Raw genomic sequence first — 12,538 nt, forward strand, 5'->3', positions numbered from 1 at the left:
GCCCGGCTCCGCCGCTGCGGAGCCGGGCCGGGGCGTTCGCGTCAGTGCCGGCTTTCCGCGCGACGGCGGCGGGCCAGCAGGAGCAGCGCCCCGCCGAGCAGGACGACCGCCGCGCCGAGCGCCGCGAACAGGGCGGTGCCGCTGCCCCCGCCGGTCTGGGCCAGGGCCGGGGCGCTCGTGGCGGCGGCCGGACGGACGGTCGCGGGCGCGGTGGTGGCCGGAGCGGCGCTGCTCGGGGCGGGGGTGGCCGGGGCCGAGGTGCTGGACGCGGGGGTGGCCGTGCGGGTCGCCGTCGGCGAGGGGGACGGCGAGGGCGAGGCCGTCGGTGACGGCGAGGCGGGCAGGCAGACCGCGATCGGCTTGGTCTCGGTCAGGTTCCACTTCTCGCTCTTCGGGTCCTCCGTCGTGGTGACGACGAGGGTGGCGGAACCCGCGACGGTGTGCGCCTTGACCGGGAAGCTGCCGTGGTAGGACGCCCCGAAGGTCTTCTGGTCGAGGACGTTCTCACCGTCGATGGTCAGGCTGACGGAGTTCTTGACGTCCTGCTTGTCGCTGTAGCCGGTCAGGTCGACGGTGACGGTGTCGCAGTCCGCCTTCCACGCCGGGGTGTGCGCCGAGGCGCCGGCCGCCAGCACGCCGGATGCCAGGACGGCGATCGTGACGGCTCCGGCCAGTGCTGCGCCGCGGGTGCGGACCTGTCGTGCCATGTCGCTCTTCCCTCCGAACGATCCTACGCAGCAGGGCTGTTGAGCGCGCCGTGAAGTCCCTCCGGAGCGCTCCGGGTGCTCCGGATCTGCCTGCCGCGACTGTCCGGGCGGACTCTACCGGCCCTCACGCACCCTGCCACCCCGCCGAACGGCCTGATCCCACCGGTCCGTTGGCCCCCGGGCGGGTCCCGGCGGCCCCGGGTGCCCGCCACCTCCCACGACACCCTGCGGACACCCGCGCACCCGGGACACCACTGTGGCGCAGACAACAGCGCCCCCGGCGACCGGAGCGGTCACCGGGGGCGCCGGCCGGTCCGGCCGGCCGGAGCTCACGCCCTGCCGGCCGCCTTCCGGCGGCTGACGACGACGATGGCGCCGCCCGCGGCGAGGATCACCAGGCCACCGAGGGCCAGCGGCAGGGCGGAGCCGGCGCCGGTGAGCGCCAGACCGCCGCCGGTGCCCGCCTTCGGCGAGGGGCTCGTGACCGGGGTGCCGGCCGCGCTCGGGCTCGGGCTGCTGCCGCCGGCCGCCGGGGCGCTGCCGCTCGCGGTGGGGCTGGGGGCGGGCGCCGCGCTGCGGCTCGCGGTGCTGCTGGGGGTGGCACCGGGCGTCGTCGCCGTGGCGGTCGCCGACGGGGTCGCGGTGACGCCGGGGGCGGGCGCGGTGGCCGTGGGGACGTCCACCGCGGGCGTGGTCGGCACGGGGACGGGCGGCACGGTGGCCGGCAGGCAGCCGGTGAACGGGTAGTGGTGGGTCTCGGCCCCGCCGCTGCCGGTCAGCGACTTGGCGATCACCGAGCCGTTGACCGGGCCGCCGCTGCCGAGGTCGAACGCGGCGTTCGGCGCGAGCACGCTGCCGGCCCAGGCGGACGGGCTGTTCTTGACGACCTTGGCCGCCGACGGGAAGTTCCAGAGCAGCTTCGCCCGCACGACGCCGAGCGAGGCGCTCTGGGTCTTGTCGTCCAGGACGTAGTCCTTCCGGCCCTCGTCCCAGAGGTGGAAGCCGGTGGTGCCGGCCGCGGCCATGTCGTAGCTGTCGCCGGTCACGTTGATGATGGTGACCGCGCCGGCCGGGACGCGGATGAAGACGTCCTTCGCGCCCTGGAGCTTGGCGGCGGTCAGCGTGAAGCTGTTGATCCCGGTGTCGGTGCCGGTCAGCTCCAGCCGGGCGCCCTTCGACTCGGCCTTGGCGCCGGCGGTCTGCGGCACAGCGGCGAGCGCGGTGGAGGCGGCCCGGAGCTTGGTGAACTCGGCCGCGAAGTCGATCGGCGAGCTGCCGTGCGTGATGTTGCCGTCGATCGCGGCCGTACCGATCTTCTGGCCGGCGTAGACGCCGTTGCCGTGCATGACCCGGGTGACGCCGGTGCCGACGTTCAGGTTGCCGCCGACGACCAGGGCGTTGCCGCCGGGCAGCGCCTTGACCTGCGCATCGGTCAGCTCCTGGCCGACGGTGAAGCCGGCCCGGCTGAAGTCGGCGTTGCCGCCGATCGCGACCGCGCCCTCGGCGTCGGGTGAGTGGGTGTCATCGCCCTCGACGAACTCGCCGTAGAGGTTGGCGACGCCGAGGCTCTGGCACTGCTGCCCGGCCCCCTCCGTCGCGTGGGCCGGCAGGGCGAGGACGCCCAGAGCCAGGGAACCGCCGAGTGCGAGGGCGGCGGCGGGTACGGATATGCGCATGTGCAGGATCTCCCCTGTAGGTGCTGGGGGTGTGAGTGGGACCACAGGTATGGACCATTCGCACTCTTATCGGCCGACCTGGCGAGTGGTCAAGACCACTGCCCGCTCTGGCCCCAAAAGTCCGTGATGTCCACCGGCGTGTCGCCACGGCACCGGCGGCCGCGGCCCCGCCCGAAGATCACCGGCCGGGCAATCTAGGATGAATCCGTGCGTACCCCTTCCTCCCTCCTCGCCGAGCGCTGGCAGCCCACCGCCGTCATCGTCCGGCGGGCCGCACTGGCCGCGCTGGTGATGAGCGTCGTGATCGTCGTCACCGGCGGCGCCGTCCGGCTCACCGCCTCCGGCCTCGGCTGCACCACCTGGCCCCGCTGCACGGGCGAGAGCCTGACCCCGACGCCCGCGATGGGCCTGCACGGGATCATCGAGTTCACCAACCGGATGCTGACGTACGTGCTGTGCGCGGCGATCGGCTGGGCGATCCTGGCGGCCCGCTGCGGCCGGCCGTGGCGCCGGGGCCTGACCCGGCTCGGCTGGGCGCAGTTCTGGCTGGTGATGAGCAACGCCGTGATCGGCGGCGTCACCGTGCTGACCGGGCTCAACCCGTACACGGTCGCGGTGCACCTGGTCTCGGCGATGGCCCTGGTGTGGGTCGCGCTGCTGACCTGGGAGCGCTCGAAGGAGGGTGACGGGCCGCCGCAGCCGTCCGTGGCGCAGCCGATCGTCCGGCTCTCGTACGTGCTGGTGGCGGTCGTCGGGCTGCTGGTGGCGGCCGGCACGCTGGTCACCGGCGCGGGCCACCACCCCGGTACGCCCACCGACAACAAGATCGTGCCCCGGATCCCGCTGGACTACGACCGGCTCGCCCAGGTGCACGCCGACCTGGCGTTCGTCTCGGTCGGCCTGGTGATCGCGGCGGTCTTCGTCCTCGCCGCGGTCAAGGCGCCGCCGGCCGCCAGGGCCCGGGTGCGCGAGCTGCTCCTCGTGCTGCTGGCGCAGGGCGTGCTCGGTTTCGTCCAGTACTTCACGGGCGTGCCGGAGCTGCTGGTCGGCCTGCACATGCTGGGCGCCGCGCTGACCTGGATCGCCGTCCTGCGCGTGCCGCTGGCCCTGCGGGTGCGGGCGGACGCGCCCGCCGCCGCGCTGCCGGCCCAGGAGCCGGCCGCCGTGGCGGTCTGAGCCCCCGCCCGGAGACGCGAACGCACGAACGGCCCGGCCCCCGCACCGTCGCGGGGGGCCGGGCCGTCGCCGTAGGGTCAGCCGCCGAGCTGGATCCCGGCCATCCGCTTCCACTCGTACGCGCTGGTCCGCACCCGCAGGCCCAGCTCGCCCTCGAAGGAGTCGTGCACCGTGAGGCCGGCGAGTTCGGCGGCCCGCAGGCCGACGGCGTAGGTCGGGGCGACCTGGTCGCCCCAGGCGCCGTCGGCCCCGACCACGACGATCCGGGTCGCGGTGCGCCCGACGTACTCCACGACGCCGTCGGCGCTGCCGCCGTGCCGGGCGGCGAAGCCGCTGAGGTTCTTGGCGATGCGCTTGGCGCGGCGCTCGGCACGGGCGTCCGGCTTGGCGGGGGTGACGGTCTCTGCGCTGCTCATGTCCCGCATGCTACCGATCGGTAGCGGAGCTGGCGACGGCAGCGGCGTGTGCGGCGGGCCACACCCGGCCGGACGGGCGAACAGGACGGCCGGGCGGGCAGGCAGGCAGGCCCGGCGGACAGGGCGGCCGGACACGCAGCGGGCCCCGCCGTCCGGTGAGGACTGCGGGGCCCGCGGGGTGCGGCCGGTCTAGCGGAGGAAGGGGTCCACCGCGATGACCACGAAGAGCAGCGTCAGGTAGGTGATCGACCAGTGGAACAGCCGCATCTCCTTGAGCTTGGCGCCCACCAGTCCGGCCTTGGCCCGGGCGTGCAGGCCGTGGGCCTCCTTCAGCCAGGCGGCGCCCAGCACCAGGGCGGCGACGGGGTACAGCAGGCTGGTGTCGGCGAGCGGCCACAGGGCCAGCGAGACGGCCACCATCACCCAGGAGTAGGCGACGATCTGCCTGGCCACCGCGAGGTTGCCCTTGACGACCGGCAGCATCGGCACGCCGGCCTTGGCGTAGTCCTCGCGGACCTTCATCGACAGCGGCCAGTAGTGCGGCGGCGTCCAGAAGAAGATGACCAGGAAGAGCACCAGGGCGGACCAGGAGACCGAGTTCTCCACCGCGGCCCAGCCGACGAAGACCGGCATGCAGCCGGCGATGCCGCCCCAGACGATGTTCTGCGCGGTCCGCCGCTTCAGCCCGAGGGTGTAGACGAAGACGTAGAACAGCAGGGCGGCCAGGGCCAGCGCCGAGGAGAGCCAGTTGACCAGCAGCCCGAGCCAGAGCGTGGAGCCGACCGCCAGCGCGATGCCGAAGAGCAGCGCCTCGCGCGGCGAGACCATCCCGGTCACCAGCGGCCTGCGCTCGGTGCGGGACATCACCGCGTCGATGTCGCGGTCGATGTACATGTTGAGGGCGTTGGCGCCACCGGCGGAGAGGTAGCCGCCGATGACCACCTGGAGCACCAGCAGCGGATCGGGCACACCGCGCTGCGCCAGGAACATCACCGGGACGGTGGTGATCAGCAGCAGCTCGATGATCCGAGGCTTGGTCAGTGCGACGAACGCGCCGACACGGGCCCCGAACGGCCGGTGCGCAGGCGTCGCACCGGTGACCCCGGCGGGGCGGGATTCGACGGCGGTCACTAACACCCCAACTGAAGATGAATCTTCGCAGGCGTTCACCGGACCGAAGGAGCCGAATTCGTCCGCTCTGCGCGTACCACGCCACCTTAGACGCTCCATATCTCCCGACCGGCCGCGGGGTCCCCCGGCGGGGCGGAAGGCACACCGGTGGGTGAACCCGCAGGCCCGGGCGGGACGGCGGCGCGGGCTCGGCGGACCGGCGCGGTTCACTGGGAGGCAAACAACCGCAAATAGGGTGAGTCTGGACAAAGCGACTGCGCCGACGATCAGGAATGGCGATCCATGACCTCACGTTGCCCCAGCACTGAGGGTGAGCGTCGGGCCTAACGGTAGGCTCGCAGGGAGAAGCGGGATCTACCCTCCGTGACCGGCACCACCCATACGTCTGGTCCACAGCGACGTGGCCGACCCGGTCCCCTTCACGGGGTCACTCTTCAATACGGAAGGAGCCCTGAGACAGGGTGAGCACCACGCCGACGAACGCATTCGAGTGGACCGAGCTGGACGAGCGTACGGTCGACACGGCCCGTGTCCTGGCCATGGACGCAGTACAGAAGGTCGGCAACGGACACCCGGGGACGGCCATGTCGCTGGCCCCCGCGGCGTACCTGATCTTCCAGCGCTTCCTGCGCCACGACCCCACCGACCCGGCCTGGGTCGGCCGCGACCGCTTCGTCCTCTCCCCCGGGCACACCAGCCTGACTCTCTACACCCAGCTCTACCTGTCCGGCTACGGCCTGGAGCTGGACGACCTCAAGGCCTTCCGGGTCGCGGGCAGCCGCACCCCCGGCCACCCCGAGCACGGGCACACGGCCGGCGTGGAGACCACCACCGGGCCGCTCGGCCAGGGCATCGCCAACGCCGTGGGCATGGCGATGGCCGCCCGTTACGAGCGCGGGCTGTTCGACGCCGGGGCAGCCGCGGGCACCTCGCCGTTCGACCACACCATCTGGGCGATCGTCTCCGACGGCGACCTGGAGGAGGGCGTCTCCGCCGAGGCCTCCTCGCTGGCCGGCCACCAGAAGCTGGGCAACCTGGTCGCGGTGTACGACGACAACCACATCTCGATCGAGGGCGACACCGAGACGGCCTTCTCCGAGGACGTCCTCAAGCGCTACGAGGCGTACGGCTGGCACGTCCAGCGCGTCACGCCGAAGACCGACGGCGACATCGACGTGGCCGCGCTGGCCGCCGCGCTGGACGCCGCCAAGGCGGAGACCTCGCGCCCGTCCATCATCGCCATGCGGACGATCATCGCCTGGCCCGCGCCGGACGCCCAGAACACCGCCAAGGCGCACGGCTCGGCGCTCGGTGCGGCCGAGATCGCCGCGACCAAGAAGGTGCTCGGCTTCGACCCCGAGAAGACCTTCGAGGTCAGCGACGAGGTCATCACCCACTCCCGCGAGGTCGTCAACCGCGGCAAGGCCTACCGGGCCGAGTGGGAGAAGGGCTTCGCCGCCTGGCGCGCCGCCGACGCGAAGCGCTCCGGCGAGTTCGACCGCATCCAGGCCGGGGAGCTGCCCGAGGGCTGGAAGAAGCAGATCCCGGTCTTCCCGGCCGGCAAGGACGTCGCGACCCGCAAGGCGAGCGGCGAGGCCCTCAAGGCCCTCGGCGCGGTGATCCCGGAGCTGTGGGGCGGCTCGGCCGACCTCGCGGAGTCCAACCTCACCACCATCGACGAGGACAGCTCCTTCCTCCCCGAGGGCAACCCGCTGAAGAGCGCCTCCCCCTACGGGCGGACGATCCACTTCGGCATCCGCGAGCACGCCATGGGCTCGACCATGAACGGCATCGCACTGCACGGGAAGACCCGCGTGTACGGCGGCACCTTCCTGGTCTTCGCCGACTACATGCGCCCGGCCGTGCGCCTGGCCGCGCTGATGAAGCTGCCGGTCACCTACGTCTGGACGCACGACTCGATCGGCCTCGGCGAGGACGGCCCGACCCACCAGCCGGTGGAGCACCTGGCCTCGCTGCGCGCGATCCCGGGCCTGTCGATCGTCCGCCCGGCCGACGCCAACGAGACGGCCGTCGCCTGGCGCACCGTCATCGAGCGGCAGACCAGCCACCCCGGCCCGGTCGGCCTGGCGCTCACCCGCCAGAACGTCCCGACCTGGGACCGCGAGGTCTTCGGCTCCGCCGAGGGCACCGCGAAGGGCGGCTACATCCTGGCCGAGGCGTCCAGCGGCGTCCCGCAGGTGATCCTCCTCGGCACCGGCTCCGAGGTGCAGCTCGCCGTCAAGGCGCGCGAGGTGCTGGAGGCCGAGGGCGTCCACACCCGGGTGGTCTCGCTGCCGTCCTTCGAGTGGTTCCAGGAGCAGGACCAGGCGTACCGCGACAGCGTGCTGCCGCCGGACGTCAAGGCCCGCGTCTCGATCGAGGCCGGCATCGGCCAGGGCTGGCGCGAGCTGGTCGGCGACCACGGCCGGATCATCAGCCTGGAGCACTTCGGTGCCTCGGCCGACTACCAGGTGCTGTTCCAGGAGTTCGGCCTGACGAGCGAGGCCGTGGTGGCCGAGGCGCACAACGCGCTGCGCTCGCTCGAAGCCGTCAACCGCTAGCACCCCCGGGGCCGCGTGCCCGCCCGCACAGCGGGTACGCGGCCCGTCTGACGACCCCACAGACGACGAAGACGAAAAAAGGACTGAGCACCATGACTGACGCATTGAAGCGCCTCAGCGACGAAGGCGTGGCGATCTGGCTGGACGACCTCAGCCGTACCCGGCTGAACACCGGCAACCTGGCCGAGCTGGTGCAGAACAAGCACGTGGTGGGCGTCACCACCAACCCGACCATCTTCCAGAAGGCCATCGGCGGGAGCGACACCTCCTACGACAGCCAGCTGCGCGACCTGGCCGTCCGCAAGGTCACCACGGACGAGGCCGTCCGCATGATCACCACCAGCGACGTGCGCGACGCGGCCGACGTGCTGCGCCCCGTCTACGACGCGAGCAACGGCCGCGACGGCCGGGTCTCCATCGAGGTCGACCCGCGCCTCGCCCACGAGACCGCGGCGACCATCGCCGAGGCCAAGCAGCTGTGGTGGCTGGTCGACCGCCCGAACGTGCTGATCAAGATCCCCGCCACCAAGGCCGGCCTGCCCGCCATCACCGAGGTCATCGGCCGGGGCATCAGCGTCAACGTCACGCTGATCTTCTCGCTGGAGCGCTACCGCGCCGTGGTCGACGCCTACCTGGCCGGCCTGGAGCACGCCAAGGCCAAGGGCCTGGACCTCTCCGCGATCGAGTCGGTCGCCTCCTTCTTCGTGTCCCGGGTGGACACCGAGATCGACAAGCGCCTCGACAAGGCCGGCGCGAAGGACCTGCGCTCCAAGGCCGCCCTGGCCAACGCCCGCCTCGCCTACCAGGCGTACGAGGAGGTCTTCGGCTCGGTCGACGGCTCCACCGCGCCGAGCGCCCGCTGGAAGGCCCTGGAGGCCGCCGGCGCCAACCCGCAGCGCCCGCTCTGGGCCTCCACCGGCGTGAAGGACCCGGCCCTGCCGGACACCCTCTACGTCACCGAGCTGGTCGCCCCCGGCACCGTCAACACGATGCCCGAGGCCACCCTGGAGGCGACCGGCGACCACGGCGTCGTCACCGCCGGCACCATCACCGCCAACTACGCCGACGCCAAGGCCGTGATGGACGCCATCGCCGCCGCCGGCGTCGACTACGACGACGTCGTGCAGGTGCTGGAGGACGAGGGCGTGTCGAAGTTCGAGCAGTCCTGGACGGAGCTGCTCGACACCGTCACCGCCTCGCTGGCGACCTTCGCCGCCGAGAAGTGATCCTCGCTCACCACAGCGCACTGAAAGCGGAGCAAATCAAGTGAGCACTGATTACCCCGAGTTGACACAGGATGCCGAGGCGGGAGACCCCCCACCGGCGTTCGTCAACCCGCTCCGTGACCCCACCGACCGGCGGCTCCCGCGTATCGCGGGGCCGTCCGGCCTGGTCATTTTCGGGGTCACCGGCGACCTGTCCCGCAAGAAGCTGATGCCGGCCATCTACGACCTCGCCAACCGCGGCCTGCTGCCGCCGGGCTTCTCGCTGGTCGGCTTCGCCCGCCGCGAGTGGGAGGACGAGGACTTCGCGCGCGAGGTGCACGACGCGGTCAAGGAGCACGCGCGTACGCCGTTCCGCGAGGAGGTCTGGCAGCAGCTCGCCAAGGGCATGCGCTTCGTCCAGGGCGACTTCGGCGACGACGACGCCTTCGAGCAGCTGCGCGAGACCATCGAGGAGCTGGACAAGGCGCAGGGGACGGGCGGCAACTTCGCCTTCTACCTCTCCGTGCCGCCCAAGTTCTTCCCGCTGGTCGTCCAGCAGCTGAAGAAGCACGGTCTGACCGATCCCCCGCAGGGCTCCTGGCGCCGCGCGGTGATCGAGAAGCCGTTCGGCCACGACCTGGGCAGTGCGCAGGAGTTGAACCGGATCGTCCACGAGGTCTTCCCCCGTGACGAGGTCTTCCGGATCGACCACTACCTGGGCAAGGAGACCGTCCAGAACATCCTGGCGCTGCGCTTCGCCAACACCATGTTCGAGCCGATCTGGAACCGGTCGTACGTCGACCACGTGCAGATCACCATGGCCGAGGACATCGGTATCGGCGGCCGCGCCGGGTACTACGACGGCATCGGCTCGGCCCGCGACGTCATCCAGAACCACCTGCTCCAGCTGATGGCACTGACCGCCATCGAGGAGCCGGCGTCCTTCCACCCGAAGGCGCTGGTGGCCGAGAAGCTCAAGGTGCTCAGCGCCGTCAAGCTCCCCGCCGAGCTGGGCAAGCACACCGTGCGCGGCCAGTACGCGGCCGGCTGGCAGGGCGGCGAGGAGGTCGTCGGGTACCTCGACGAGGACGGCATCGACCCGGCCTCCAAGACCGACACCTACGCGGCCATCAAGCTGGAGATCAACAACCGCCGCTGGGCGGGCGTCCCGTTCTACCTGCGCACGGGCAAGCGCCTGGGTCGCCGGGTGACCGAGATCGCGGTGGTCTTCCAGCGGGCGCCGTACCTGCCGTTCGACTCCTACGCGACCGAGGAGCTGGGGCAGAACGCCCTGGTCATCCGGGTCCAGCCGGACGAGGGCGTCACGGTGCGGTTCGGCTCCAAGGTGCCGGGCACGTCCTTCGAGGTCCGGGACGTCACGATGGACTTCGCCTACGGCGAGTCCTTCACGGAGTCCAGCCCGGAGGCATACGAGCGGCTCATCCTGGACGTGCTGCTCGGCGACGCCAACCTGTTCCCGCGGCACCAGGAGGTCGAGCTCTCCTGGGAGATCCTCGACCCGATCGAGAAGTACTGGGACACCCACGGCAAGCCCGCCCAGTACCCCGCCGGGACCTGGGGCCCGAGCGAAGCCGACGACATGCTCGCACGAGACGGCAGGAGCTGGCGCCGGCCATGAGGATCGACCTGACGGACACCACGTCCAGCAAGATCAACGCAGCCCTGATGGACGCCCGCCGGGCCAGCGGCTCCACCGCCGCCGGCATGGTGCTCACCCTGGTGATCGTGACCGACGAGGGCAGCGCGTACGACGCCCTCAAGGCCGCCAACGACGCCTCCCGCGAGCACCCCTCGCGCACCCTCGCGGTCATCAAGCGCGCCGGGCGTTCGCCCCGGGCCCGTGCCGAGACCCGCCTGGACGCCGAGATCCTGGTGGGCACCGACGCCGGCTCCGGCGAGACGGTCGTCCTGCGGATGCACGGCGAACTCGCCGCGCACGCGCAGTCGGTCGTCCTGCCGCTGCTGCTGCCGGACGCCCCGGTGGTGGTCTGGTGGCCGGAGAACTCCCCCGCCCACCCGGCCCAGGACCCGCTCGGCGCGATCGCCCAGCGTCGGATCACCGACGCGGTCACCGCCGAGTCGCCGGTCGGCCAGCTCGCCCAGCGGGCCCAGAGCTACACCCCCGGCGACACCGACCTCGCCTGGACCAGGATCACCGGCTGGCGCTCCATGCTGGCCGCCGCGCTGGACGGCCGGCCGGCCGAGGTCACCTCCGCGGTGGTCGAGGGCGAGTCGTACAACCCCAGCGTCGAGCTGCTCGGCCTCTGGCTGACCAACCGGCTGCGGGTCCCGGTCGAGCGCGTCGTCACCGGCGGCCCCGGCATCACCTCGGTGACGCTGCGGACGAAGGACGGCGACGTCACCCTCGACCGTCCGGACGGCCTGATGGGCACGCTGTCCATGCCTGGCGCACCGGTACGCCAGGTGGCGCTCAAGCGCCGCGAGACGTCCGAACTGATCGCCGAGGAGCTGCGCCGGCTCGACCCGGACGACATCTACGCGACGGCCGTCCGGACTCCCGTCGAGCGGCTGCGCGAGCCGGCCGGCGTCGAGACCACGGCAGCCGTCAAGGCCGCCAAGGCCGTCGAGGCGGCGGTCACCGTCGCCCCGGTCCGGGTCAGTGCCAAGGTCCCGGTCGAGGCGCCCGCCGAGGCGGCAGCGGCCAAGGCACCGGCGAAGGCCGTCACCAAGAAGACGGTGGCGCGCCGGACCCCGGCCAAGTCGCTCCCCGGCACGGCCGACCGCGCCGCCGCCAAGGCCACCCCGGCCAAGACGCCGGTCAAGCGCGCCACCAAGCGGAGCGGCTCGTGACGGCCGCCGTCCCGCAGCTGGTGGTGCACCGGGACAAGGAGCTGATGGCGCAGGCCGCAGCGGCCCGGCTGATCACCAGGATCGTGGACGCGCAGTCCGCCCGCGGCACCGCCTCGGTGGTGCTCACGGGCGGGCGCAACGGCAACGCGCTGCTCGCCGCGATCGCGTCCTCCCCCGCGCGCGACGCGGTGGACTGGCGGCACCTGGACCTCTGGTGGGGCGACGAGCGCTTCGTCCCCGCCGCGGACCCGGAGCGCAACGCCGTCCAGGCCAGGGACGAACTGCTGGCCCGCGTCCCGCTGGACCCGGCCCGGGTGCACGAGATGCCGGCCTCGGACGGCGCCGACGGCTCCGACGTGGAGGCGGCCGCCGCCCGCTACGCGCGGGAACTGGCCGCGGCCGCCGAGCCGGGCGACCGGCTCGGCGTCCCGTCCTTCGACGTGCTGCTGCTCGGCGTCGGTCCGGACACCCACGTGGCGTCGCTGTTCCCCGAGCACCCGGGCGTCCGGGAGAACGAGCTGACCGTGACCGGCGTCCGGGGGGCACCCAAGCCCCCGCCGGTCCGGGTCTCGCTCACCCTCCCGGCGATCCGGGCCGCCCGCGAGGTCTGGCTGCTCGCGGCGGGTGAGGACAAGGCCGACGCGGTCGCCCTGGCCCTCTCCGGCCCGGGCGAGATCCAGGCCCCGGCCTCGGGGGCGTACGGGCGCTCGCGCACGCTGTGGCTGCTCGACCGGGCCGCCGCGTCGAAGCTCCCGGCCGAGCTCTACCCGGCGGCCTCCGCCTAGCCGGTGGTACGTGGAGAGGGGGCGGGCGCCGTGGCTGTCTCTTATACAC

Annotated in this window: 10 protein-coding genes; 6 read left to right on the forward strand and 4 right to left on the reverse strand. The window is 72.6% G+C overall.

Translation table 11 applies throughout. The features are described from left to right. Positions 1 to 41 precede the first annotated feature (41 nt). Positions 42 to 707, reverse strand: coding sequence for an LPXTG cell wall anchor domain-containing protein (locus ACFUK0_RS37005; protein ID WP_380257864.1), 666 nt, complete (start codon positions 705 to 707; stop codon positions 42 to 44). Positions 708 to 1,036: 329 nt separating this feature from the next. Beyond that, positions 1,037 to 2,383, reverse strand: a complete 1,347-nt coding sequence (locus ACFUK0_RS37010; RefSeq protein ID WP_380257866.1) for a choice-of-anchor A family protein — start codon at positions 2,381 to 2,383, stop codon at positions 1,037 to 1,039. Between the two features lie 207 nt (positions 2,384 to 2,590). Here ACFUK0_RS37010 and ACFUK0_RS37015 point away from each other — a divergent pair, with 207 nt between their 5' ends. After that, positions 2,591 to 3,559 carry a heme A synthase gene (locus tag ACFUK0_RS37015; RefSeq protein ID WP_380257868.1) on the forward strand — a complete coding sequence of 323 codons (969 nt, stop codon included), beginning with the start codon at positions 2,591 to 2,593 and terminating at the stop codon, positions 3,557 to 3,559. A 77-nt stretch (positions 3,560 to 3,636) separates the two neighbouring features. Here ACFUK0_RS37015 and ACFUK0_RS37020 read toward each other — a convergent pair whose 3' ends face one another. Beyond that, a complete protein-coding gene (locus ACFUK0_RS37020; protein ID WP_380257870.1) occupies positions 3,637 to 3,975 on the reverse strand; it encodes a hypothetical protein in 339 nt (112 codons plus the stop codon). Between the two features lie 189 nt (positions 3,976 to 4,164). Further along, a complete protein-coding gene (locus ACFUK0_RS37025) occupies positions 4,165 to 5,106 on the reverse strand; it encodes a heme o synthase (protein ID WP_380257872.1) in 942 nt (313 codons plus the stop codon). A 461-nt stretch (positions 5,107 to 5,567) separates the two neighbouring features. On the opposite strand from ACFUK0_RS37025, the gene tkt reads away from it, so the two are divergent. The 5 genes from tkt to pgl all read left to right on the forward strand — a co-directional run bounded on the left by tkt (position 5,568) and on the right by pgl (position 12,489). Beyond that, positions 5,568 to 7,667 carry a transketolase gene (tkt, locus tag ACFUK0_RS37030; protein ID WP_380257874.1) on the forward strand — a complete coding sequence of 700 codons (2,100 nt, stop codon included), beginning with the start codon at positions 5,568 to 5,570 and terminating at the stop codon, positions 7,665 to 7,667. Positions 7,668 to 7,759: 92 nt separating this feature from the next. After that, positions 7,760 to 8,893: a transaldolase gene (tal, locus tag ACFUK0_RS37035; RefSeq protein WP_380257877.1), complete on the forward strand. Its 1,134-nt coding sequence runs from the start codon at positions 7,760 to 7,762 to the stop codon at positions 8,891 to 8,893. Positions 8,894 to 8,954: 61 nt separating this feature from the next. Further along, positions 8,955 to 10,511, forward strand: a complete 1,557-nt coding sequence (gene zwf / locus ACFUK0_RS37040; RefSeq protein WP_380257883.1) for a glucose-6-phosphate dehydrogenase — start codon at positions 8,955 to 8,957, stop codon at positions 10,509 to 10,511. Then, positions 10,508 to 11,704, forward strand: coding sequence for a glucose-6-phosphate dehydrogenase assembly protein OpcA (gene opcA / locus ACFUK0_RS37045; protein WP_380257879.1), 1,197 nt, complete (start codon positions 10,508 to 10,510; stop codon positions 11,702 to 11,704). The genes zwf and opcA overlap by 4 nt, the downstream gene beginning before the upstream one ends. Then, positions 11,701 to 12,489: a 6-phosphogluconolactonase gene (gene pgl, locus ACFUK0_RS37050; protein ID WP_380257881.1), complete on the forward strand. Its 789-nt coding sequence runs from the start codon at positions 11,701 to 11,703 to the stop codon at positions 12,487 to 12,489. The genes opcA and pgl overlap by 4 nt, the downstream gene beginning before the upstream one ends. Positions 12,490 to 12,538: the final 49 nt, after the last annotated feature.

The organism is Kitasatospora sp. NPDC057223, assembly GCF_042669755.1.
In the GTDB taxonomy this organism is placed as follows: domain Bacteria; phylum Actinomycetota; class Actinomycetes; order Streptomycetales; family Streptomycetaceae; genus Kitasatospora.

Excerpts from the sequence above, each read along its gene's own strand:
- ACFUK0_RS37020 (WP_380257870.1), bottom strand. The coding sequence starts at position 3,975 with ATGAGCAGCGCAGAGACCGTCACCCCCGCCAAGCCGGACGCCCGTGCC.
- ACFUK0_RS37005 (WP_380257864.1), bottom strand. The coding sequence starts at position 707 with ATGGCACGACAGGTCCGCACCCGCGGCGCAGCACTGGCCGGAGCCGTC.
- ACFUK0_RS37010 (WP_380257866.1), bottom strand. The coding sequence starts at position 2,383 with ATGCGCATATCCGTACCCGCCGCCGCCCTCGCACTCGGCGGTTCCCTG.
- tal (WP_380257877.1), top strand. The coding sequence starts at position 7,760 with ATGACTGACGCATTGAAGCGCCTCAGCGACGAAGGCGTGGCGATCTGG.
- opcA (WP_380257879.1), top strand. The coding sequence starts at position 10,508 with ATGAGGATCGACCTGACGGACACCACGTCCAGCAAGATCAACGCAGCC.